The organism is Rhodoflexus sp., assembly GCF_053489755.1.
Genome location: NZ_JBRCHD010000060.1, coordinates 1 through 23,418 on the forward strand (window position 1 = coordinate 1; position 23,418 = coordinate 23,418).

A 23,418-nucleotide genomic window follows, 5' to 3' on the forward strand; every position below is an offset into this window, starting at 1 on the left:
CATTGTGATTTTACAGTAAGGTTTACGCTAAAAGCAGATTGCTCAATTGTTGACTCAGAAGTAACATCTGTTGACTGTTATGAATTTTAGCAAAAAATAGAGAGTGATTTGGTAAGCCTGAAGTAGTTCTTTTTGAAAGAGATACTTCAGGCAATAATCTAACCATAAAAATAAAATGACTTACATAAAAATATTATTGTTTGCTTTATTGCAATTTTTATTAATTACAGCCATCGCCCAGCCTGCCGAACGCTGGGTGCGGGTAGAATATACACAGCGAATAAAGGATCATGTACTAAAAAGCGTACATCCCGACTTAAAAACGATGATGCAGGTTACCCCCAGCGTACTGGTGGCTGGTAAGGATGTATCTATCTATGAAGAAAATGGTGCCACACACGTCAGCACCATGCAGCAGCCGAGTAATAATACGGAAAAGATACCTTTAAAAAATGAAGTGAGTCAGACGATTGTACTTCCTAGTAGCATAGTTGGGCAAAAAGTATTGCAAAAAATTTACAAGTCTTTCCGTGATAGCGTGATTGTTACAGTCTTGAATAGACAAAATAATTTATTACGCAAAGAAGAACCTCTTAGCCATCATAACTGGACTATTCTAAATGAGGTAACAAGCATTGCGGGAATGACCTGCCGCAAGGCTTTCTGTGTAACTGATAAGGGAACAACTGTTGAGGCATGGTTTACGGATGCTATTCCTATTTCTCATGGTCCACTTATATCTTACGGCTTGCCTGGACTGATATTAAAAATAGAGACCTCTCAGATGACTATTGAGGCAAATAAAATCAGTTTTATTAGCGAGCAAACTATTGAGCGACCAACGGAAGGCACGTTAATAAAAACAGAGGATTTGCAGGGAATCCTGAACACAAAGCCTGCAATCAATGAAGATACTTTGAAGAAAGAAATTATGAAAAATTTACCAAATTCCTCCGGTAAAAATTAAGAGAAACTGGAATTGTAATCTGGTACTGTAAAGGAAACATTAACTAATGTGGCAACGAGTCTTTTTTTACATAAGCATCCTGCTTACACTCCCTGCAACGCTTTTTGCACAGGTTCCGCTGACGGGGCAGGCGATAGATATGGCTACGCGCCAGCCGATCGCCCGCGCCAATGTGCAGTTACTGCAACCGGAAACTACGGCGGTACTTGCCTTTGCCATTGCCGATCAGGAGGGCAGGTTTCGGCTCAAGCCGCACGAACCGGGGCGCTACCTGCTCAAAGTAACCGCTATGGGTTACCTACCCGAAGAAAAATACATTGACCTAAGCGAGCAAAAAAATGAATTTTTTGTAGAGTTAACTACCGATAAAGCCAGAGTGCTCAAAGAAATCATTATACCCGGCTATCCGCCTTCTACTTTTAAAATCAGAGGCGATACGATTTTCTACAACATAGATGCCGTGCGCGATGGCACAGAGAAAAACCTCGGCGAGGCGCTAAAAAAACTGCCGGGTATTTCGGTAGATGAAGACGGCAAGGTATCTTATCAGGGCAAGCCTATCAGGAAAATCATGATAGAAAACAATGATTTTTTTGGCAACAAGCACCAGATGGCAACGCAGAACCTTTCTGCTGATATGGTCAAAGAAGTAGAGCTGCACACCAAATACAAGGAAAGCAACTTAGACAATTCCGGCAATGGCATTGTGATGAACGTGCTGCTCAAAGATGAGTTCAAAGGCAGACCAACGGGCAACCTGAGCGCGGGAGCAGGCAATCGCTACACGGCGCACAGCAATTTGTTTATGTTTGGTTCGGGAGGCAACAAAGCGCTCATCAGCGATTTTAACAACACGGGCGAGCTGCCCATCACCCAGCAAGACTACTACGAAATGCGCGGCGGCATCCTCAACGTGATGGAGTCGCAGGCAAACGATGCCCTGCAACCGACCACTTCCCAGATTAGTTCGCCGCGTTTTTTGCTGAGCAATATGAATCTGGCAACCAAAAACAGCCAGTTTTCGGCGCTCAATTTTGCGCGCAGGTACAATAAACAAACCAAGTTAGATATTTACGGCTACATCAACCGCATCGGGCAAACCGACCGCAACAACCGTACTGAAAATTTTATCGGCAATGCTGTTTCGTTCAACGAACAGTTCCGCAACCGCACCGCCGTATTGTTTGGCTCGGTAATGCTCAACCTCACCCACGAGCCAAACGATGACAATTACCTGAAATACAGCTTTACCTACAATCCTTCGGGCGACCGAATGGAGGAGTCATTGGTCAATAACCGCGCAGAGGGTGCGCTGGACGTAGAAACCCGCCTGCGCAACCGCAATTTCAGCATTGGGCAGCAGGCTACCTACATCCGCAGGCTCAGCCCGCGCTGGATATGGAAAAGCCGCGCCTTGCAGCACTACGCCACCAACGACCAGTTGCTTGCCATCCGCAGCGCTGCGCCTTTTCTGGGGCTGTCGTTTTCCGAAGCAGGTTTTAGCGCCGAACAGCCGCTACAAACCCGCGACCAGTTCTACTCGCTGCGCAGCGAATTCAGCAGAAAGCAAAATACGCGACATTTTGTAAGTTTTTTCACAGGGTTTGAGCATAAAAATCAGCAGTTGGAAAACCGTTTGGAGATGGCTGAAAATGAGCCGCGCAACAATTTGCGCCTTGCCAACAGCCTCTACAAAGGCGGCATACAAACGATGCAGGCGCTGGGGCGCATAGCAGAACTCAAATTGACGGCGCAGGCGCTGTACTTTGACCATCGGCTGGATGCAGGCGCGGCAACGGCGGCTACTACGCGGCGCGGTCGCTGGCTGTTTGAGCCTGAGGCAGAACTTTCCAAGCAAATCGGCGAAAGTCAACTTTCTTTGCAGTGGAATATCAAGCATCGCTACGCCGTAGCTGAGCAGCTGCTTACGCATCCGTTCATCAGAGATTACCGGACATTCAAGCAAAACGGCGAGATAGTCGGCAGCACGCCTGCCCGCAACGAAAGCCTGATTTTGAGCCTGCGCCGCATGAATATCCTGAAAGGCAGCATGTTGTTTGCAAACCTTAGCTACACGCGCTCTGTCAACGAAATTATCAATGTTTCCGAATCCATAGACCGCAATACGATTGTTTTGCGCACCCTGTTTGCACCGCTTTCAGAGGCTATTCAGTTGTTTGGCAACTACGACCACAAGTTTCGCCGCCTGCCTTTGGGCATCAAAAATAATATGGTGGTAGCTCATCGCGCAGGCGATAATTTTGAAGGCAGCAATCCTTCGCGTTTTACGACCCGCACCTTTAACTATCGGGGCAGTGTTTATTCCATCTTCAAAGAGCCTGTTTTTCAGGCAGAGTTGGGGCTGGGCTTTTCTATGACGCAGTCTTACTACGGCTTTTCGGACAGGCAGAATACCTTCCGCCAGTGGCAGCCTTACACCAAGTTTCGCGGCAAGTACGGGCAGTTGGTCTGGGAACTGATGCTGGAATACCGTTATCAGAACGCAGAGATTACGTCCAACGAAATTTTCTTCATCAATCCATCGCTGCGCTACACTCCGAAAGGCAAGCGGCATGAGTGGTTCATCAGCGGCAATAACATCGCCAATCTGGGTCAAAATCAGATTGTTACGGCAATGTTTACCAACAACAGCATCGTGGTTTCCGAACGCGCCATCCTGAGCGGCTACCTGCTGGGTGGTTTTAAGTTTGGCTTTTAGGCGATAATTAGTTGCGCATTTGTTTTACGCCCGCTCCCAGAAATCCACTTCGAGCACTTTGCGCACCAGTTCGATCGTATTGCGGACTTTGAGTTTGTTCATAATATTGGCGCGGTGGTTTTCTACTGTTCGGTGGCTGATAAACAGTTTTTCTGCAATTTCGGGGCTGCTCAGTCCGTCCAAAATGTGGCGGATAATTTCTTTCTCGCGAGCAGTGAGCCTGCTTTCGGCAGGTTTATCCAAATTATTAGGGCGGCGGGCTTTCTTAATCATCGTATTCATCATTACGCGGCTAATGGCATCGCTGAAATAGTTTTCGCCTTCGTAAACTGCGTGGATGGCCCGAACAAGCTCCAATCGCGAAATGTCTTTGGTCAGATAGCCAGAGACACCCATTTCGATCGCCCGCTTTACATAGGCTTCTTCGGTATGCATACTTAAGATGACTACTTTGAGATCTTTGTGTGCAGCAATAGCCTTAATCAGGTCAAATCCTGAGCCGTTGGGCATAGAAATATCAGTAATTAGCAGATGCACACGATGCCTTTCCAGCATTTGCAAAGCCTCCTTCACGCTGGATGCCTCAGCTACAACGGCTATATCTTCCTCATCTGCCAACAGCTTTTTGATGCCGTCGCGAATAATCTGATGGTCATCTACCAAAGCAACTTTAATCATACAATTGCAACAGTAAGATAATGGGGTAAGTTTACTTGTGCAGTGCTTTTGAGCAACCTGCACGTCTTATAGGGTTCTGAAGCTTGAATATACATTAAAACGAGCGAAAATACACGGAACGTATCTCAAATCAATCAAACAATGTAATTTTAGGGAGTTTTACTGCCATGCACATGCAACATCCGTTTGAAAATACACATGAATTTGCCTGCCGGATGGATGAGCAGGACTCGCTTCGTTCCTTCCGCGAGGAGTTTCTGATCCCGCAACAAGCCGACGGTACGCCCAAAATCTACCTTTGCGGCAACTCGCTGGGCTTACAACCTAAGGCGGCGAGTCGCTATGTTGGCGAGGAGATGCAACGCTGGGCAGAACTAGCTGTTGAAGGACATTTCGAGGGGAATCCCCCTTGGTTGCACTACCACCGCACCATGCGTGATTCCGCTGCACGGCTGGTAGGTGCGCTGCCCCACGAAGTAGTGATTATGAACACGCTGACGGTCAATTTGCACCTAATGATGATTTCATTTTATCGCCCGACTGCACAGCGCTACAAAATCATCATGGAAGCCGGAGCATTCCCTTCCGACCAGTATGCCGTAGAAAGTCAGGTAAAACTGCACGGGCTGGATCCCGCCGCTGCAATCGTAGAAATTGCTCCGCGAGCAGGCGAAACTACGCTCCGCACCGCTGATATCGAACGCATCATTCTGGAACACGCCGACAGTCTCGCCCTAGTGCTTTTCGGAGGCGTTCATTACTACACTGGTCAGGCCTTCGAATTGGGGCGCATTGCCACTGCAACACGTCAGACAGGTGCAAAAGTAGGTTTCGATCTGGCACATGCAGCCGGCAATATACCTTTGCAACTGCACGACTGGGGGGTGGATTTTGCCGTTTGGTGTACCTATAAATATCTCAACTCAGGGCCGGGCGGCACATCAGGCGTGTTCGTACACGAGCGCCATGCCGACAGTCCCGATTTGCCGCGATTGGCAGGATGGTGGGGCCATCGCGAAGAGACCCGCTTCCTGATGCAAAAAGGATTTGAGCCAATGTACGGTGCCGAAGGCTGGCAGTTGAGCTGCGGACAAATACTGCCTTTTGCCGCACATCGCGCATCGCTGGAAATATTCGACCGCGCCGGTATAGATAACTTGCGCAAGAAAAGTATTCGTCTGACCTCATTTCTGGCTTATTTATTACAGGAAATAAATGCAGGTGCAGGCAGAGAATTAGTACGGATTCTTACACCCGAAGATCCACAACAGCGCGGTTGCCAACTCTCGCTCGTAGTGATCAAAGACGGCAAAAAAGCCTTCGAAAAGCTGCTAAAAGCAGGGGTAATCTGCGATTGGCGCGAACCCGACGTAATCCGAATTGCACCTACGCCGTTGTATAATACCTTTGAGGAAGTATGGCGGTTTACTGTTATTTTAAACGAAATTCTTACATCCGATACTGTTTACACAGCAACTGCCTGAATGGGAAAAAATAACAACTGTTTCCGATTTCAGTTTTTTTTAGCTTAATTTTACCTAAGCAATTCCACACGATAATGGATTGGAGAGAAGAAAATAATTGTTTGCAGAAAACCTTTGTGTTTCAGGACTTCGTAGAAGCGTTCGGCTTTATGGCAAAAGTTGCGCTGATCGCTGAAAAAATGGATCATCACCCCAACTGGTACAATGTGTACAACAGGGTGGAAATCAAGTTGAGCACACACGATGCAGGTAATACTGTAACCCAGAAAGACAGGGACTTAGCACGTGCGATTGACGCATTAATTTCATAATTTTTTACTGTTCTGAGTGTGTGAATGCAGATCAACTATGGTGTCGGCTAAACCCGTCTGATAGTTTTTACATTTCCAACTCTCAACTTTTGTGAGCCGTATGGTGCAGACAGAACAAATACAAGATGAACTCAAAAACACCTTGAAAACCGTATTCGGCTACGGTCATTTTCGGGGTAATCAGGAGGCAGTCATCCGCAACCTGATGAGTGGTAAAAATACTTTAGTCATTATGCCGACAGGAGCAGGCAAGTCGCTTTGCTATCAGTTGCCTGCCATTGTAATGCCGGGTACTGCCATTGTAATCTCTCCGCTGATTGCACTGATGAAAAATCAGGTAGATCAGCTCAATGCTTTTGGGGTAAATGCGCAGTTCCTCAACTCTACACTGACCAAGTCCGAGTTGAACCGCGTCAAAAAGGAAACGATCAACGGTGAGGTTAAACTACTGTACGTAGCACCCGAATCGCTCACCAAAGACGAAAATATTGCTTTCTTGAAAGATGCGAAGATCTCCTTCGTAGCCGTAGACGAAGCGCACTGTATTTCTGAATGGGGGCATGATTTCCGCCCCGAGTACCGCCGGATTAAGACTATCGTAGATCAGATTGGCAACTTTCCGATTATTGCCCTCACGGCAACAGCTACGCCCAAAGTACAGGCAGATATTCAAAAGAACCTGCACATGGAAGAGGCTGCCATCTTCAAGTCTTCTTTCAATCGTCCAAACCTGCACTACGAAGTCCGCCCTAAGATAGATACCCAAAAACAACTCATCCGCTTTATCCGCAACCACAAAGGCAAGTCGGGCATTGTTTATTGCCTAAGCCGCAAAAAAGTGGAAGAAATTGCAGAACTACTGACCGTTAACGATATTAAGGCGCTGCCCTACCACGCCGGGCTGGATGCAGACGTGCGCATCAAAAATCAGGATGCCTTCCTAAATGAAGATGTGGACGTAATAGTAGCCACAATTGCCTTCGGGATGGGCATAGATAAGCCCGATGTTCGCTTTGTGGTGCACTACGATGCGCCCAAATCACTGGAAGGCTACTATCAGGAAACAGGGCGTGCCGGCCGCGACGGGCTGGAAGGGTTCTGTCTGATGTTTTACAGCCCCGACGACATTAGCAAACTCGAAAAATTCAACAAAGACAAGAGCGTTACCGAACGCGAGAATGCCAAACTGCTGCTGCAAGAAATGGCAGCTTATGCCGAAAGTTCAGTATGCCGTCGCAGGCAATTGCTCCATTACTTTGGCGAAGTTTACAACGACAGCCTCTGCAAAGAAGGAGGCGGCTGCGACAACTGCAACCTGCCCAAAGAAAAATACTTTGAAGCTAAAGAATGGCTGTTACTTCTCTTACACGCCATACAAGGTACGGGGCAACGCTTTGCAGCAGACCACCTAATCAACATTCTGCGCGGCACAACCGAACAGTATGTACTTAGCTACGGACACGAAAAACTGCCGGTTTTTAAAAAGGGCGAAGCACTCACCGAACAGGAGTGGAAAAGCATTATCCGACAGGCGATGCTCTTCGGCTACATAGACAAGGATTTGGATGCCCCCCAGAGTCTTAGAATGGCAGAAAAAGGACTAGCTTTCATAGAGCGCCCTACACCGATCAGTTTTGTCAAAGACCACGACTACACAGGGGCTGAGGTTGAACTGACTGCCGATGAGTCAGACAGTGCCATGCAGGGCAGTGCTTACGACAAAACCCTCTACGAAATGCTGCGCGGCCTGCGCAAAAAAGTAGCTAAGCAAAGAAACCTGCCCCCCTACGTGATTTTCCAAGAGCCTTCGCTCGAAGAAATGGCTACTACCTATCCAACAACCCTGCAAGAGTTGGCGCAGGTAAATGGCGTAGGGATTAGCAAAGCACAAAAATTCGGCAAGCCTTTTATTGATATGATTGCCGCCTACGTAGCAGAAAACGATATTACGACAGTTGCCGACGTATTAGTCAAATCCACAGTCAATAAGTCCAAGACCAAGATATTTATCATCCAGCAGATTGATCGAAAAGTGGACTTAGTAGAGATTGCCGAATCTAAAAATCTGACGCTGGCAGAACTGATCGAAGAGATTGAGCACATCTGCTACTCTGGTACTAAGCTCAACTTAGACTACTACATCAACCAGATGCTGGAAAAAGACGCACAAGATGCGATCTTCGAATATTTCCTTAGTGCAGAAACGGATAATATCAAAGTAGCTTTACAGGCGCTGGGCGATGAATTTACCGAAGAAGAACTGCGTCTGATGCGGATTAAGTTCTTATCAGAAGTCGCACTATAGCCTTGCAGACCCTATCAAGCGATACTTTTGCTATCAGGTTGCCTCTTTTCGAGGGGCCTTTTGACTTGCTCCTGTTTTTTATCGAGCGGGACGAATTGGATATTTACGACATTCCGATTGCCAAAATCACAGCCGATTTTTTGGACTACTTGCACCAATTGGAACAGATTAATATGGATGTGGCAGGCGATTTTATGGTTGTAGCCGCGACGCTGATGCGCATCAAGGCGAAAATGCTGCTCCCGCGTCCCGAATTAGACGAAAAAGGACAAGAAATAGACCCGCGCGAAGAGCTTGTGCGCCACCTGCTGGAGTACAAAAAATACAAGTCAGTCGTTGGCGAATTTGCACAGCGCGAAGAAGAACGCATGGCGATGGAGCCGCGTGGCAACCTCGCTGCCGAATTGCTGGAAATTGCCAACTCGCAAGGCGTAGAAGCCGAACTGCAACACATAGACCTTTACAAATTGCTGCGCGTTTATGAAAAAGTGATGCGCAGATTTGCTTTAGAGCAGCAAAAGCCTGTCCATCGTATCTTACCTTATCCCTACACGCTGGAGGGACAAAAAGAGGTCGTTCGTCTGTGGATCAAAGAAGCCCGCTATCTTACTTTTACGGAACTCATCGAGCGGCAGCCCCAAAAAGTGGTTGTCATTTTTAATTTTCTGGCTATTTTGGAACTGCTCCAATCCGGCGAAATAGGCATACGGTTGGGCGAAGGTTATAACGACTTTATAATTGTCAACCCCGAACCCGAACAAGCCGTTTAACCGCACAGTAATAAATGCAAGCCTTAGCTTAACGCAGTTTGTACGTGAAAGACAAAAAACGTTTAACCGCACAGTAATAAATGCAAGCCCCCTATGCAACAAGATCAGGAAAAAATCCTCAAATCAATTAATCCTTCTAAAGTTATTCTACCAATACTCATTGGTTTAGGCGTGGCGGTTTACATGTTCGCTACCAATGTAGATATAAAGGCTGTTACTGAATATTTTCAGAAGGCAAATTTGGTTTGGATTTTTATGGCTGTGCTGGTGCTTTTCGTTCGCGACGCGGGCTACATTTGGCGGATTCGCTACCTGACTAATCAGGATTTAAGCTGGAAATCAAGTATTTATACTGTCTTGCTTTGGGAATTTGCCTCTGCGGTAACGCCTTCGGCCGTTGGCGGCACTGCTATTGCCGTTTTTATCATCAACCGCGAAGGTATCAAATTCGGTAAAGCGCTTGCCTATGTGATGCTCACGGCGCTGTTAGACAACTCATTCTTCATCATTGCCGCTCCGCTGGCCTTGTTGCTTTCTCAAGGCGATGTATTTCCTTTAGTAGAAGGTGGTAGCGGACTGTTGGGTTCGGGACTAAAGGCTACTTTCTGGACCAGCTACACACTGATTGCTGCCTATACCTCATTTTTTGCATGGGGACTATTTTTCAAGCCGCACGGCTTTCGTTGGCTAATTACGCGAATTACATCTTTTGGCTTCCTGCGACGTTTTCGCCGCTCTGCCAAAGAAATTGGCAATGAGGTGATTATCGCTTCGGAAGAGATCAAAGGCAAAGATGCCCGCTACTGGGCAAATGCCATTGTTTCTACTATCTTTGTATGGTCGGCGCGATATCTGATGGTCAACTGTTTACTGGCAGCTTTTTCTACACTGACTTGGGAAAATCATCTGCTCGTATTTGCCCGCCACATTGTCATGTGGGTAATCATGCTCATTTCGCCTACCCCGGGCAGCAGCGGTACGGCAGAGCTTTCGTTCGATTTTTTCTTTGGGCAGTATATCGGCGGATTTGGTGTGGCATTGGCACTATTCTGGCGGCTTTATACTTACTATCCATACCTTTTTATTGGTGTCATTATCTTACCACGTTGGCTTCGCAGAGTATTGGCAAGGTAGGCAGGCTATGTGGCACATCCTTCAAAATGCGTAAGACATTTTCCCCAATAGCAACAGGCTACTTTTTATGCAAATATCAATACCTATGATGAAACGTCTTATAATCGGCTTATTGCTTGCGCTACCGCTCACAGTCGCGGCACAGAGTGCCCTTGTTCCTTACAATCAGGATTATCAGCATCTGGTCGAACGCTACGAGATCAGGCGCGGTAAGTTTTCCGAAAATCTGATGCTTTCTATCAAACTTTTAGAGCGGCGCGGCGTAGCGGCCCTTGCCGACAGCATCCTGAAAGAAAACCGAATGATGCTCAATAAAATTGATCGGTTCAACCTGTTCTATTTGCTCAACGACAACTCCGAATGGGCAGACAGTACCAACGACAAAACCAAGCGCCCGATTTTAGGTACTTTCTACGAGCATCAGTCCGATTTTTATCGTGTCAATGTCAAAGATTTTAACCTGCACGTAAACCCTGTATTGCACTTGGGAATGGGCATAGCAACGGATTCAGAAAATCGTCCTTTTCTCAATACGCGCGGTGCAGAAATGCGCGGGCTGATTGCCAATCGCGTCGGTTTTTATACTTACTTGGCCGATAACATCATGCTATTTCCCAACTATGTGATGGATTACATTGCAGCAAATAATGCTGTACCGGGCGAAGGTTTCTGGAAAACCCGCACCGAGTCGGGCGTATTAGACAATACAGGCGTTTCGGCGCTGACGGCTCGCGGCTATGTAGCTTTTGACATTTTGAAGAACATTATGTCTTTTCAGTTAGGGCACGACAAACAGTTCTACGGCAATGGATATCGCTCACTAATCCTTTCCGATTTTTCGGCTAATTACCTGTTTGCTCGCTTTAATACCCGCATCTGGAAGATTAATTACACTAATTCTTACACACAACTTACATCAGATGCTTTTGGAACAAACCGCGTTTATCCAAAAAAATACGCTGTTTTCCACCATTTAGGGATTAATATTACTGAAAATCTGAACATAGGCTTGTTCGAGTCTGTGGTCTATGGTCGGCGCGATGGCTTCAGAAACGATACTTTTGACTTGTCTTACCTGAATCCGATTATTTTTTACCGCTGGGTAGAGCAGCAAGTCGGCAGCGGCGACAATGCCATGATCGGCTTCGATTGGCGCTGGAACTTTCTCAAACAGTTTCAGTTCTACGGGCAGTTTGTTTTAGATGAATTCAAACTCTCCGAAGCCCGCGCAGGTGATGGTTGGTGGGGAAACAAGCACGGCTTGCAGGCAGGTGTCAAATATATTGACGCGCTGGGTATCAAAAATCTGGATTTACAGGCGGAGTATAACGCCGTGCGTCCTTACACCTATACGCATTTCGACGACGAGTCGCTGTCTAACCATGCACATTTCAACCAAGCGCTGGCACATCCACTGGGCGCGAACTTCCGCGAATTCATAGGCATTGCCCGCTACCAGCCCATTCCGCGCTTGATGCTGACAGGCAAGCTGATTTATGCACAACAAGGATTAGACGGACCTAATACGAACTGGGGAAGCAATATTCTGTTAGACAATACTACCCGCCAACAGGAATATGGCAACCACATCGGGCAGGGCATCGCAAGCAACCTGATCTTTGGCGATTTTACGGCTTCTTATCAACTCAAGCACAACCTGTTTATTGATTTTAAACAAGTGCTTCGTCGTTTGCAAAGCGATGATGCCGCCCGTAATAGTAACATCAGTTTCACTTCGTTAGCCGTGCGCCTGAACATCGCGCAGCGGCTGCATGAATTTTAAGGAAATGTGCAAGTTTACAGGTGCAAGTTATATACAGACGACAACCCCGAGCCGTTCAGCACCGACTGGGATAAACTGCCGCGCCTGATAGTGGAGCGACATTCTTTTTATGTCATCGGCGAAAATATTAGCGCTTTCTACTGTAAAATTTAACTGATACGTTATTCATCATTCCAAAATTCGAGGTGCGCTCGTTAGGCTGCCTTGAAATGTGCATCTTTACTGCGCAGCGCATATACCTTTTCTATCTGGCGGCGAGCATATTGACCATCCACAATAAATTCTTTGACACCTGCTGTCGGAAGTTCATACATCGCTTCCAGCATCATGGTTTCGCAGATAGCGCGGAGTCCACGAGCGCCTAATTTGAGCGCGTCGGCACGTTCTACAATCACATCTAACGCTTCATCGGTGAAGTGCAGTTTGATTTTTTCCATCTCAAACAGTTTTTTATACTGTTTGGTAATGGCATTTTTCGGTTCGGTCAGAATCAGGCGGAGGGCTGCGGCATCCAAAGGCTCCAAAGTGGCAATAATCGGCAGGCGACCAATCAGTTCAGGAATCAGTCCAAAGCTGCGCAGATCCTGTGCGGTCAAATGTTCTAACAAGTCGTAATTGTTCTGCCCCGATTTCAACGCAAAAGACTGACTGCCAAAACCAATCGGACGGGTTTCCAATCTATTGGCTATTTTTTTATCAATTCCTTCAAATGCACCGCCGCAAATGAACAGAATATTTTCTGTATTGATTTGCACCAATTTGGCATCAGGGTGCTTTCTGCCGCCTTGCGGAGGCACGTTTACAATCGTTCCTTCCAGCATTTTGAGCAGGGCTTGCTGCACGCCTTCGCCGCTCACGTCGCGTGTGATAGAAGGGTTGTCGCCTTTGCGGGTAATTTTGTCAATTTCATCAATATAAACAATGCCGCGTTCGGCCGCATCCACATCGTAGTTGGCAGCCTGCAATAAACGGGTCAAAATCGTTTCTACGTCTTCGCCCACATAGCCCGCCTCGGTTACTGAGGTAGCATCTGCAATAGCAAACGGCACTTGCAACAACTTAGCCAACGTTCTGGCAATCAGCGTTTTGCCTGTTCCCGTTTCACCAACCAACAGCACGTTAGACTTTTCAATAGTTACCTCATCGTCTTTGGACTTTTGCAACAGACGCTTGTAGTGATTATACACAGCTACAGAGATTATCTTCTTAGCTTTATCCTGCCCGATGATGTACTGGTCAAGATGACGTTTTATCTCTGTGGGCTTTACTAACTGTAGGTTAGGGCGCGTTTTCTTACGCGGCTGCATTTCTTGCTGCCACAGGTCATAAGCCTGCACAATACATGTATCGCAAATGTGAGCATCAATGCCCGATACCATTAGAGAAACCTGCGTTTTTCCTGCACCACAAAATGAACACGTGATATTGTTGGTAGCCATTGGTAAGTGGATTTAGGGGATTCTACCCTTAGTAACGAATGAGTAGCCAAATTAGTCCGTAAAATCCGAACTCGCCAAAAGTTTTTTATTTTTCTTTAAGTAATCAGTCAAATTGAAACGTATCACATTTTTCAGGCTGTGCGTTGGTTACTTGCAGACTGTCAATTACTCGCACACCCTTTGGCTTGCATTTGAACACAGTTGATAAAGAGTGTTTACATTTTACTGCACAAATTTAAGTAGTTATGCAAGATTCAGTGTGACGCGGTCATATTAGGAAGTTACAGCTGCCATGCCAATGACATTTTATTAATAAAATGCGCTATTTTACTACAAAAAATCAAATACGGCAGCTTTTTTAACGAAGTTCATGCGATCAATGTCTATCCTGAATTGATATAATGCAATACCGGAATGAATCATTTACCACGTAGATTTTGAGGCTGTCCCAAAAAGGCTGAATGTAGCACAGACTTCCGTCTATAGCTATTTGATTATCAGCTATTTAGGAAATCACAGGCTAAAGTCCGTGTTACTTTTTGGACAGCCTCAATTTGCCCATCATGCGATTCATAATGGTATCATACCATAAAGCAAGTACGCACACACGAAAGCACAACAGCACTATAATTTTGGCTATCGCTTATGAGGCGCAAGTCCTTTTTGCAAAAAAAATTTCCTCTGTTAAAACTCTGAAATGCTTTCCAATTCTTCCAGATGCACTCGCAGCAGTTTCATCGGTTTGGCAATGGCAATCCTGCCGGAGCGGACAAAGCTCAGCACGCCATAGGGCTTCAATTCCTCAAAAAGTTTGGTGGTTTCCTCTTCGTGTCCCGTTTTTTCAATGACGATAAACTCGGGTTCAATCGTGATGACGCGGGCGTAGTTGTCGCGGAGGATTTTTTCCACCACTTGACTGCCTGCAAAAGCCTCTGTCGGCATTTTATACAGCGCAAGCTCTTGGTAAACAATTTGATCGTCGTTGTAGTAAAAGGCTTTCAGCACCTCGACTTGCTTTTCAATCTGCCGCACAATGACAGCGATGCGGTCGGGCGATGTGCGGATAACGACAGTAAAGCGGCTGATGCCCTTGTTCTCCGTTTCGGAAACAGTCAGGCTGTCCACATTGATTTTTCGGCGCGTAAAAATCGCCGTGATGCGACTCAAAAGACCAACTTTGTCTTCGGTGAAAATGGAAATGGTGTATCGTTGCTGATTTTCTTCTAATGCCTGCATAAAATAATTGTTGTTTTTGTTTAATTTTTTTTGAACGCTGATATCGCCTTAATCCGTGTGCTATATACACCTACTCCAAGCGGATTTCAGCGATAGAAGCGCCCGAAGGCACCATCGGGAATACGTTGTCTTCTTTTTCTACCATCACTTCCAGAAAGTAGGCCGATGCGCTATTAAGCATTTCGTCTATCGCTTCGGCTAACTGTTCGCGAGTTTCTACACGGCGAGCGGGCATGTAATACGCCTCTGCCAGTTTTACAAAGTCGGGGTTTTGGATGTCCACACTTGAATAGCGGCGGTCAAAAAACAGTTGCTGCCACTGCCGCACCATGCCAAGAAAATTATTATTCAGAATCAGTACTTTAACAGGGATGTTGTATTGCATCATCACGCCCAACTCCTGCAAGGTCATCTGGAAGCCACCGTCGCCGATGATGGCGATGACTTCTCTGTCGGGGCGACCGACCTTTGCGCCAATCGCGGCGGGCAGGCAGAAGCCCATCGTTCCCAGACCGCCAGAGGTGATGTTGCTGTGTAGCTCGTCAAACTCGTAGTAGCGTGTAGCCATCATTTGGTGTTGGCCTACGTCGGTGGCGATAATGGCTTTGCCTTTTGTTTTTTGCGAAAGCAAGCGAATTACTTCGGCCATTTTGGGCAGAGGAGTGGTAGGCGCAAAATCTTTGGCAATGACTTTTTCATATTCAGTAGTGTCGCATGCTTGAAAGCACGCCATCCATTCGGGGTAGCGTTTGGCTTCCAACAGCGGCAAAAGTGCTTGCAAGGCTTCTTTGGCATCGGCTACAATCGCCACTTCGGTTTTTACGTTTTTATCAATTTCGGCAGGGTCAATTTCTATATGAATTACTTTTGCCTGTTTGGCGTAGCCGTCCAAACGCCCTGTTACACGGTCGTCGAAACGCATTCCGACCGCAATCAGCACGTCGCATTGATTGGTAAGCACATTGGGGCCATAGTTGCCGTGCATACCCAAATAACCTACATATTGCGGATGATGAACGCTCATAGCCGACAGCCCCAGCAGCGTACTTGCCACGGGAATCCCTGCTTTTTCTGCCATTTCTTTGACTTCTTCCTGTGCGCCGGATAGAATTACTCCTTGTCCGATAAGCATAAATGGACGCTCTGCCTGATTAATCAAGTCGGCGGCGCGTTCTATGGCGCTCAAATCTACCTTGCGCTTAGGAAAATAACTGCGGATTTTGGCGCATTTGCGATATTGAAAATCAAAAATTTCGATTTGCGCATTCTTTGTAATGTCCACCAGCACCGGGCCGGGACGGCCACTTTGGGCAATATAAAAGGCTTTGGCAATAGCTTCGGGAATTTCTTCGGCGCGTGTAACCTGATAATTCCATTTGGTAATTGGCATGGAAATACCGATTACGTCGGTTTCCTGAAAGGCATCTGTGCCCAGCAAATGCTTGCCGACCTGCCCCGTGATGCAGACAATGGGCGTGGAGTCAATCATCGCATCGGCAATGCCTGTAATGAGGTTGGTGGCCCCTGGTCCAGAGGTTGCCATGCAGACGCCCGCGCGGCGTTTTACACGTGCATAACCCTGTGCGGCATGGGCTGCTCCTTGCTCGTGGCGCACCAGAAAGTGCTGCAAACGGTCGCGGTAGTTGTACAGCGCATCATAAACAGGCATAATTGCCCCCCCCGGATAGCCAAACACACACTCAACTCCTTCAGCCAGCAGCGACAGCACCACCGCTTCCGCCCCGCTGATTCCTTTTTTTTCCATGATACACTCGCCCATTAGGGTTTGTGAATTGATGGCTGTAGATAACTCAGCCTCGTCCTGCAAAAGCATTCCCATAAAATTATTCCCAAAAATTGATTAACCTCATTAACTATTTTGTTGTACTACGATCATCGAAATGAAACGTACGCCTTCCATCTCGGTCCGACCCTGTGGGTCTGACTGAAAGCCCATTAATGACTATGCGTCGGTAACGCAGCCTTCGGAAGCGGAACTCACGCTTTTGATGTATTTCCAAAGTACACCGCTTTGGACTTTGTAGGGGGGCATTTGCCACTCGCTGCGGCGCTGGGCTAGTTCCTCATCGCTCACCAACACCTCTAATCGGCGATTAACCGCATCAATAAGGATGGTATCGCCGTTGCGAATTAGTCCAATTGTGCCGCCTACTTGCGCCTCGGGCGTAATGTGTCCTACCACAAAGCCATGCGTGCCGCCTGAAAAACGTCCGTCGGTAATGAGCGCTACTTGATCGCCCAGCCCCGCCCCCATGATTGCCGAAGTCGGTTTGAGCATTTCGGGCATGCCGGGCGCGCCTTTCGGTCCGCAGTAGCGAATCACCACCACCTCGCCGGGCTGAATTTCCTGTCGGGCGATGCCCTCGTTAAGCGCTTGTTCTGAATCATAAACGCGAGCTTTGCCTTCGAAACGTTCGCCTTCTTTGCCTGTAATTTTGGCAACCGCACCTTCGGGGGCAAGGTTTCCATAAAGAATCTGAATGTGTCCGCTTGCCTTGATAGGGTCATTGAGCGGGCGGATGATTTCCTGCCCTTCCTGCAAACCAGACGAATTAGCCAGATTTTCTTTGACTGTTTTACCTGTAACGGTCATGCAGTCGCCGTGAATGAGTCCTTCGGCGTGGAGCATTTTCATTACCGCCTGTACTCCACCGATGTTGCAGAGATCTTCCATGAAGTACTTGCCGCTTGGTTTCAAATCGGCAATGTAGGGCGTGCGGTCGCTGATGCGCTGAAAATCGGCGAGGGTGAGTTTTACGCCAACCGCTTTTGCCATTGCGAGCAAATGCAGCACGGCGTTGGTAGAGCCGCCCAGCGCCATGACCATTGTGATTGCATTTTCAAACGCTTCAAAAGTCATGATGTCGCGGGGCTTCAAATCTAATTGCAAGGCGCGGTACATTGCCTCGCCGATTTGATCGCACTCGGCGTGTTTCATCGGGCTGATAGCAGGAAACGAACTGCTGTTAGGCAGGCTCATGCCTAAGGCTTCAATAGCGGTTGCCATCGTATTGGCGGTGTACATGCCGCCGCAAGCGCCCGCGCCGGGAATTGCATTTTTAATAACGCCTTTGTACTCTTCGTCGGTAATCGTGCCGGCTACTTTTTTGCCATAAGCCTCAAAAACCGATATGATGTCTAACTTTTTGCCTTTGTACTGCCCGTAGTCATAGCGACCGGAGTTAATTGTGCCGCCGTAAATCACGATGGCAGGGCGGTTCAGCCTGCCGATGGCAATCATTGCGCCGGGCATATTTTTGTCGCAGCCTACGAGCGCTACCACGCCGTCGTAGCACTGTCCGCCAACGATGGTTTCTATGGAATCAGCAATTACATCGCGGCTGGGCAGCGAGTAGCGCATCCAATCTGTGCCGTTGGTCATCCCGTCAGATACGCCAATGGTGTTGAAGGTCAGCCCAATGAGGCGATTGGTCGCATTTAAACTTGCCTTTACACGCGTAGCAAGTGCGTTGAGGTGCATATTGCAGGTGTTTCCCTCATAACCTGTACTGGCAATCCCGATTTGGGCTTTGTTCATGTCCTCATCGGTAAGCCCTACGCCGTAGAGCATAGCTTTGGCAGCAGGCAGACTTTCGTCTTGGGTAAAAGTGCGGCTAAACTTATTGAGTTCCATTAGATAATCGTGTAGGCAGGTTCATGAACAGAATGCACTAATTCATCGTAGGCTTCAGCGATGCGGGCGCACTGCGACTTGTTATAGGGCAGTTTGAGCATTTGTCCGTCCACAGAGGCAATGCCTGCGATTTCGGTTGCTGTGCCGGTAAACATGGCCGCATCGGCTTCCAACATTTCCTCTACGGTGATAATCCGCTCGCGGACTTCTATTTTGAGGGCTTTTGCCAAATCCATCACCGTTGCGCGTGTAATGCCCGGCATGACGCATCCTAATGGGGGGGTAATCAGCACGCCGTCTTTTTCAATGAAAATATTAGCACCGGGCGCTTGGGCTACATAGCCGTTTTCATCCAGCATGATGGCTTCATCAAATCCGCGCTGTTTGGCATCGGCGCTTGCCATGATGTTGGGCACATAGCCGCCTGTAATTTTTCCCATCACGAGCATGGCCTTGGGGCTAATGCGTACGTAGGGACTGATGCAGGTATTGAGCAGGCGGTCGCCGAGGTAGCGCGGCCACTTCCAAGCCGCCATGAACAGTTTCGCATCGCCGCTCGGTATGAGCGCCATATTATCGGCAGCAATGAGCATAGGGCGGATGTAGGCATTTTTCAGTTTGTTGCGTTCCAGCAACTCATAGGCGATTTTTTCCAGTTCGGAAATGTCGTAGTCAAACGTCATGTGCAGTGCTTCGGCTGTTTTTTTCATGCGGACAAAATGCTCCGTCGGCTTGAAAATGCGCACGCCGTGCTGTGTATGATAGGCTTTCAGTCCCTCAAAAACACCCAGCCCGTAGTGCAGGCTTTGCGAAAAAGGACTGATAACTACTTCCTTGCTCTTTTGGAATTTACCGTCAAAAAAAGATACGGTTTTGTCGTTGTAATACATGGTCGTATAGCTTTGATAAGATTGCTAAATGGGTTTAACTCAGCTTTCTTAGTATAAAACTTGGCGTTCTTAGCAGTAAAACAGGTTCAACCGCAGAGGGCGCAATGATTTTTTGCAAAGTCCGCAAAGAAGTTATTACCTGTTGTAAGATTCATAAAAAAGCCTTTTCATCGGTCGGATGAAAAGGCTTCTGATTTATGGGTACATCGCGCAACTTCTCATCCGACAATCGGCAGAAGAAGAATGACTAGCACGAGCACCAAGTTGAATAGCATAAGCATTAACAAGTTGTTCAAAATTAAGCATTACCCTTGAAAAATCCAATGCTTTACCCGTGTTTTTTTAAGAAATTTTAAACTTCGGCTTTCAACCGCATTTTTTCCATCAACTGCTGCAAATGTTCGTCGTTAATGTTTTTGTATTGGTCTGCCATCACAAGGAAATGCTCGTATGCCAAATCCAGTTCGGCGCGGTCTAATTTGTAACCCAGATTTTCCAATCGGTAGTTGAGCGCGGCGCGTCCGCTACGGGCGGTGAGAACAATGCTGCTGCTGCCTGCGCCTACATCGGCAGGGTCTATGATTTCGTAATTTTCGCGTTTTTTCAAGACGCCATCTTGGTGAATGCCTGAAGAGTGAGCAAAAGCGTTAGCCCCGACAATCGCCTTGTTGGGCTGCACAGGCATGCGCATCAGGCGGGAAACGAGTTTGCTCAATGGGCAAAGGTGCTGCGTTTTGATGTTAGTTTCTAACCCAAGGTATTTGTGGGTTTGCAGAATCATCACTACTTCTTCCAGCGATGTATTGCCGGCGCGTTCGCCAATGCCGTTGATAGTACATTCTACTTGCCGCGCACCATTTATCAAACCGTAAATTGAGTTGGCGGTAGCCAAGCCCAAATCGTTGTGGCAGTGAACCGAAATTGTTACTTTGTCAATTCCTTTGACATTTTCTACCAAGTATTTGATTTTTTCTCCGTATTCATGCGGCAAGCAATAGCCCGTCGTATCGGGAATATTTACCACAGTAGCTCCGGCAGCAATAACCAGTTCAATCATTTTTGCTAAATAAACAGGGTCGGCGCGCCCGGCATCTTCGGCAAAAAATTCTACGTCTTCTACAAATGATTTGGCGTATTTGACCGCACGAACGGCGCGTTCCAGCATTTCCTCGCGGGTAGAGCGAAACTTGTGCTCAATGTGAAAGTCGGAAGCGCCCAACCCCGTATGAATACGCTTGCGTTTGGCGTATTGTAAGGCTTCAGCCGCCGCTTTGATGTCTTTTTCTACGGCACGGCTCAGCCCGCAAATGACAGGCTCGCTAACGGCTTTGGAAATTTCCTGCACCGAACGAAAATCTTCGGGACTAGAAATCGGAAAGCCCGCCTCAATAATATCCACGCCCAGCGCTTGCAGTTCGCGGGCAAGCATGATTTTTTCCTGTGTGTTCAACTGACATCCCGGCACCTGTTCGCCGTCGCGCAAAGTAGTGTCAAACACATAGACTCGGTTACTCATTTTTTTATTTTTTTAGATGGATAGATGACCAAAATTTGAAAGTCGGCAAGCTATGCAGCAACCGCCTGTGTTACCTGTATTAAGTTCTCAATGATTTTTTTGCCGATGTCGGCCGTACCCAGCTTTTTCTCGGGGGGCGTGTGGCTATCGGCAATGTCGGCTGTGCGCCAGCCCTGTTTGAGCGTCAGCGCTACGGCTTTTTGAACAACTTGCGCTTCTGTATGAAGCCCAAAAGCATAGGAAAGCAACATGCTGGCAGAAAGAATGCTTGCCATCGGGTTGGCGATGCCTCGGCCTGCAATGTCGGGCGCAGAACCGTGAATGGGTTCATAGAAACCCGTGCTGTCGCCAATGGAAGCGGAAGCCAACATACCCATAGAGCCTGCAATTTGCGAAGCCTCATCGGTGAGAATGTCGCCAAAGAGGTTGCCCGTTAGCACTACGTCAAACTGGCGCGGGTCTTTGATGAGCGCCATTGCGGCAGTATCAATAAACATATGATGTAAGGCTACGTCGGGATAATCTTTGGCAACTTCATTAACCGTTTCGCGCCAAAGGCGGCTGCTTTCCAACACGTTGGCTTTGTCCACCGAATGTACTTTTTTGCGACGCAGGCGAGCGGCTTCAAATGCCTTGCGGGCAATGCGTTCCACTTCGTACTTGCTGTAAATCATGGTGTCAAAGCCCGTCAGCCCGTCTTGGGTGCGTCCGCGTGGCTGACCGAAATAAACATCGCCTGTGAGTTCACGGAAAAACAGGATATCCGCGCCGCGCAGCGCTTCGGGTTTCAGGCTGGAAGCCCCGATAAGTTCGTCAAACAACTGAATGGGGCGGATATTGCAGTAAAGTCCTAAGGCTTTTCGCAAGCCAAGCAATCCTTGTTCGGGGCGCACTTTGGCGGATGGGTCGTTGTCGTACTTCGGATGACCGATCGCGCCAAACAAAATCGCCGCCGACCGGCGAGCTTTGGCAAGCGTCTCCTCAGGCAGCGGCGAACCTGTCGCCTCTATCGCCGCATGACCCAGCAGGGCATAGTCAAAGGTGAAACGATGACCAAAAATTTCGCCGATGGTTTGCAGCGCTTGCTTGCCCCATTCGGTTACTTCCGCCCCGATGCCATCGCCGGGGATAATCAGAATCTGTTGAGACATGAAATCAGGTGTACCTCATTTTTGAAACATTGGAAAAGGTGAAGGTGAGCTATGTGTTGTAGTTATGTGTAGTGTGTTATTATAGATGCGAATGACGCAGGTTTTTGCCGATGGTTTTATTTTTCTGTTTTCCGCGTTCATCAGTGTAATCCGCCTGTATCGGCGTTCTGCTATGTTTGAGCCTTTTCAAACGCCTCAATTTCTTCTTTGAGCGAAAGCAAGTAATCTATGTCATCATAGCCGTTGATGAGGCACGTTTTTTTGTAGGGATTGATGTCAAACGATTCCTGCGAACCGTCGGCTAACAGCGTAATGGTCTGCCGTTCCAGATTGACCTCAATTTCCGTTTGCGGATTGGCTTCAATAGCGGCAAACAGTTTTTTCAGGAAAGCATCTGAAACGACAACGGGCAAAATGCCGTTGTTGAGCGCGTTATTTTTGAAAATATCGGCAAAAAAACTGGATACGACCACGCGGAAACCATAGTCAGCAATCGCCCATGCGGCATGTTCGCGGCTGCTGCCACAGCCAAAGTTTTTGCCTACGACCAAAATTTCGCCTTTGTACTGCGGATTGTTCAGCACAAAGTCAGTTTTAGGGCTGCCGTCCGCATGGTAACGCCAATCGCGGAACAGGTTTTCGCCGAAGCCTTCGCGGGTGGTCGCTTTCAGGAATCGCGCGGGAATAATTTGGTCGGTGTCTATGTTTTCCACTGCCAAAGGCACTGCGGTACTTATCAGTGTGGTGAATTTTTGCATCTTAACTTTCCAAAGGTTGAACAGCTGTTATTTCAAATCGTTCGCAGGAAACCGCCAAGGGTTTGCCGTCCATGCCGACAGGTTTTTGCTCCATTGGGTCAGGTGAAGGCTTTACGGTGTATTGTTGCATTTTCCCGCTTAGTTCTACTGCTTGCCCTGTCAGCGCGGCAGCCTGTTGTAGCCGGCGCGCCTGATTGCCAAGTAGTTTACATCTTGCCGTCGCTTGTGTCCTATATGCCGTTGCTTGTGTCCTCACAAGCGACCGGTTGCCCTTGGGTAGTTCGTGGAGACACGAACTACGGCGAAGCGTTTCCAAACCCGACGGGTCTTGGAGACCCGTCGGGTTTATGCGTGTAGGTTGGTATGTGCGAAAAAGTCTTCTCATCGCAGTTGCGAAAGGTCTAATTCAAAACCGGGCAGCGCATCTCCCGCGCTTAGCTTTTGCTGAAAACCCTGTACGATTTGCATAGCGGTATCGGGGCGATATACATAAACCGTTTCAGCGTCGGCATCAATCAGCCAAGCCAAGCGACAGCCGTTGCCTATCCAGTCTTCCGTAATTTTTTGCTGCAATTCTTTGAGCAAGTCCGATTCGGAACGCAGTTCAATAACAAAGTCAGGA

At 47.8% G+C, this 23,418-nt stretch carries 20 protein-coding genes; 9 read left to right on the top strand and 11 right to left on the bottom strand.

The window, feature by feature from the left end:
* The first annotated feature begins 175 nt into the window (after positions 1 to 175).
* Together ACWIP2_RS13610 and ACWIP2_RS13615 are read left to right on the top strand one after the other, a co-directional pair.
* The gene (locus ACWIP2_RS13610) at positions 176 to 967 is read left to right on the top strand and encodes a GLPGLI family protein (RefSeq protein WP_448520492.1); all 792 of its coding nucleotides are present in this window, start codon (positions 176 to 178) and stop codon (positions 965 to 967) included.
* A 46-nt stretch (positions 968 to 1,013) separates the two neighbouring features.
* Positions 1,014 to 3,686, top strand: a complete 2,673-nt coding sequence (locus tag ACWIP2_RS13615; protein ID WP_448520493.1) for a carboxypeptidase regulatory-like domain-containing protein — start codon at positions 1,014 to 1,016, stop codon at positions 3,684 to 3,686.
* A gap of 24 nt (positions 3,687 to 3,710) precedes the next feature.
* On the opposite strand, the gene ACWIP2_RS13620 is transcribed toward ACWIP2_RS13615, so the two are convergent.
* Positions 3,711 to 4,364 carry a response regulator gene (locus ACWIP2_RS13620; protein ID WP_448520494.1) on the bottom strand — a complete coding sequence of 218 codons (654 nt, stop codon included), beginning with the start codon at positions 4,362 to 4,364 and terminating at the stop codon, positions 3,711 to 3,713.
* Positions 4,365 to 4,537: 173 nt separating this feature from the next.
* On the opposite strand from ACWIP2_RS13620, the gene kynU reads away from it, so the two are divergent.
* The 7 genes from kynU to ACWIP2_RS13655 all read left to right on the top strand — a co-directional run bounded on the left by kynU (position 4,538) and on the right by ACWIP2_RS13655 (position 12,304).
* Positions 4,538 to 5,848 (top strand): kynureninase, encoded by a 1,311-nt coding sequence (kynU, locus tag ACWIP2_RS13625; RefSeq protein ID WP_448520495.1) that lies wholly within the window; start codon positions 4,538 to 4,540, stop codon positions 5,846 to 5,848.
* A 71-nt stretch (positions 5,849 to 5,919) separates the two neighbouring features.
* Positions 5,920 to 6,159 carry a 4a-hydroxytetrahydrobiopterin dehydratase gene (locus tag ACWIP2_RS13630; RefSeq protein WP_448520510.1) on the top strand — a complete coding sequence of 80 codons (240 nt, stop codon included), beginning with the start codon at positions 5,920 to 5,922 and terminating at the stop codon, positions 6,157 to 6,159.
* A 100-nt stretch (positions 6,160 to 6,259) separates the two neighbouring features.
* The gene (recQ, locus tag ACWIP2_RS13635) at positions 6,260 to 8,464 is read left to right on the top strand and encodes a DNA helicase RecQ (protein WP_448520496.1); all 2,205 of its coding nucleotides are present in this window, start codon (positions 6,260 to 6,262) and stop codon (positions 8,462 to 8,464) included.
* A gap of 2 nt (positions 8,465 to 8,466) precedes the next feature.
* Positions 8,467 to 9,234: a segregation and condensation protein A gene (locus ACWIP2_RS13640; RefSeq protein ID WP_448520497.1), complete on the top strand. Its 768-nt coding sequence runs from the start codon at positions 8,467 to 8,469 to the stop codon at positions 9,232 to 9,234.
* 93 nt (positions 9,235 to 9,327) lie between these two features.
* Positions 9,328 to 10,368, top strand: a complete 1,041-nt coding sequence (locus tag ACWIP2_RS13645) for a lysylphosphatidylglycerol synthase transmembrane domain-containing protein (RefSeq protein ID WP_448520498.1) — start codon at positions 9,328 to 9,330, stop codon at positions 10,366 to 10,368.
* A gap of 88 nt (positions 10,369 to 10,456) precedes the next feature.
* Positions 10,457 to 12,151, top strand: a complete 1,695-nt coding sequence (locus ACWIP2_RS13650; protein ID WP_448520499.1) for a hypothetical protein — start codon at positions 10,457 to 10,459, stop codon at positions 12,149 to 12,151.
* Between the two features lie 6 nt (positions 12,152 to 12,157).
* Entirely contained in the window at positions 12,158 to 12,304 is a 147-nt protein-coding gene (locus ACWIP2_RS13655) for a hypothetical protein (RefSeq protein ID WP_448520500.1), read from the top strand.
* A 41-nt stretch (positions 12,305 to 12,345) separates the two neighbouring features.
* Here the strand turns inward: ACWIP2_RS13655 and clpX are convergent, their stop codons facing one another.
* The 10 genes from clpX to ACWIP2_RS13705 form a co-directional block, all read right to left on the bottom strand.
* Positions 12,346 to 13,590 carry an ATP-dependent Clp protease ATP-binding subunit ClpX gene (gene clpX / locus ACWIP2_RS13660; RefSeq protein WP_448520501.1) on the bottom strand — a complete coding sequence of 415 codons (1,245 nt, stop codon included), beginning with the start codon at positions 13,588 to 13,590 and terminating at the stop codon, positions 12,346 to 12,348.
* Between the two features lie 684 nt (positions 13,591 to 14,274).
* Positions 14,275 to 14,826 (bottom strand): acetolactate synthase small subunit, encoded by a 552-nt coding sequence (gene ilvN, locus ACWIP2_RS13665; RefSeq protein WP_448520502.1) that lies wholly within the window; start codon positions 14,824 to 14,826, stop codon positions 14,275 to 14,277.
* Positions 14,827 to 14,896: 70 nt separating this feature from the next.
* On the bottom strand, positions 14,897 to 16,606 hold the full coding sequence (gene ilvB / locus ACWIP2_RS13670; RefSeq protein ID WP_448520511.1) for a biosynthetic-type acetolactate synthase large subunit: 1,710 nt from the start codon (positions 16,604 to 16,606) through the stop codon (positions 14,897 to 14,899).
* Between the two features lie 183 nt (positions 16,607 to 16,789).
* A complete protein-coding gene (gene ilvD, locus ACWIP2_RS13675) occupies positions 16,790 to 18,481 on the bottom strand; it encodes a dihydroxy-acid dehydratase (protein WP_448520503.1) in 1,692 nt (563 codons plus the stop codon).
* Positions 18,481 to 19,371: an aminotransferase class IV gene (locus tag ACWIP2_RS13680; RefSeq protein ID WP_448520504.1), complete on the bottom strand. Its 891-nt coding sequence runs from the start codon at positions 19,369 to 19,371 to the stop codon at positions 18,481 to 18,483. The genes ilvD and ACWIP2_RS13680 overlap by 1 nt, the downstream gene beginning before the upstream one ends.
* 352 nt (positions 19,372 to 19,723) lie before the next feature.
* Complete coding sequence (locus tag ACWIP2_RS13685; RefSeq protein ID WP_448520505.1) at positions 19,724 to 20,887, bottom strand: 2-isopropylmalate synthase; 1,164 nt, start codon at positions 20,885 to 20,887, stop codon at positions 19,724 to 19,726.
* 50 nt (positions 20,888 to 20,937) lie between these two features.
* On the bottom strand, positions 20,938 to 22,038 hold the full coding sequence (gene leuB / locus ACWIP2_RS13690; RefSeq protein ID WP_448520506.1) for a 3-isopropylmalate dehydrogenase: 1,101 nt from the start codon (positions 22,036 to 22,038) through the stop codon (positions 20,938 to 20,940).
* A gap of 170 nt (positions 22,039 to 22,208) precedes the next feature.
* Positions 22,209 to 22,796 carry a 3-isopropylmalate dehydratase small subunit gene (gene leuD, locus ACWIP2_RS13695; protein WP_448520507.1) on the bottom strand — a complete coding sequence of 196 codons (588 nt, stop codon included), beginning with the start codon at positions 22,794 to 22,796 and terminating at the stop codon, positions 22,209 to 22,211.
* 1 nt (position 22,797) lies between these two features.
* Positions 22,798 to 23,181: a hypothetical protein gene (locus ACWIP2_RS13700; protein WP_448520508.1), complete on the bottom strand. Its 384-nt coding sequence runs from the start codon at positions 23,179 to 23,181 to the stop codon at positions 22,798 to 22,800.
* Positions 23,178 to 23,418: Uma2 family endonuclease (locus ACWIP2_RS13705; RefSeq protein ID WP_448520509.1), on the bottom strand; the 241-nt coding region annotated here is incomplete at its 5' end. The genes ACWIP2_RS13705 and ACWIP2_RS13700, both read right to left, overlap by 4 nt.

Bases quoted from the DNA above. Each gene is read 5' to 3' on its own strand.
- ACWIP2_RS13610 (WP_448520492.1), top strand. From the start codon at position 176: ATGACTTACATAAAAATATTATTGTTTGCTTTATTGCAATTTTTATTA.
- ACWIP2_RS13615 (WP_448520493.1), top strand. From the start codon at position 1,014: ATGTGGCAACGAGTCTTTTTTTACATAAGCATCCTGCTTACACTCCCT.
- ACWIP2_RS13620 (WP_448520494.1), bottom strand. From the start codon at position 4,364: ATGATTAAAGTTGCTTTGGTAGATGACCATCAGATTATTCGCGACGGC.
- kynU (WP_448520495.1), top strand. From the start codon at position 4,538: ATGCAACATCCGTTTGAAAATACACATGAATTTGCCTGCCGGATGGAT.
- recQ (WP_448520496.1), top strand. From the start codon at position 6,260: ATGGTGCAGACAGAACAAATACAAGATGAACTCAAAAACACCTTGAAA.
- ACWIP2_RS13645 (WP_448520498.1), top strand. From the start codon at position 9,328: ATGCAACAAGATCAGGAAAAAATCCTCAAATCAATTAATCCTTCTAAA.
- ACWIP2_RS13650 (WP_448520499.1), top strand. From the start codon at position 10,457: ATGAAACGTCTTATAATCGGCTTATTGCTTGCGCTACCGCTCACAGTC.
- clpX (WP_448520501.1), bottom strand. From the start codon at position 13,590: ATGGCTACCAACAATATCACGTGTTCATTTTGTGGTGCAGGAAAAACG.
- ilvN (WP_448520502.1), bottom strand. From the start codon at position 14,826: ATGCAGGCATTAGAAGAAAATCAGCAACGATACACCATTTCCATTTTC.
- ilvB (WP_448520511.1), bottom strand. From the start codon at position 16,606: ATGGGCGAGTGTATCATGGAAAAAAAAGGAATCAGCGGGGCGGAAGCG.
- ilvD (WP_448520503.1), bottom strand. From the start codon at position 18,481: ATGGAACTCAATAAGTTTAGCCGCACTTTTACCCAAGACGAAAGTCTG.
- ACWIP2_RS13680 (WP_448520504.1), bottom strand. From the start codon at position 19,371: ATGTATTACAACGACAAAACCGTATCTTTTTTTGACGGTAAATTCCAA.
- ACWIP2_RS13685 (WP_448520505.1), bottom strand. From the start codon at position 20,887: ATGAGTAACCGAGTCTATGTGTTTGACACTACTTTGCGCGACGGCGAA.
- leuB (WP_448520506.1), bottom strand. From the start codon at position 22,038: ATGTCTCAACAGATTCTGATTATCCCCGGCGATGGCATCGGGGCGGAA.
- leuD (WP_448520507.1), bottom strand. From the start codon at position 22,796: ATGCAAAAATTCACCACACTGATAAGTACCGCAGTGCCTTTGGCAGTG.
- ACWIP2_RS13700 (WP_448520508.1), bottom strand. From the start codon at position 23,181: ATGAGAAGACTTTTTCGCACATACCAACCTACACGCATAAACCCGACG.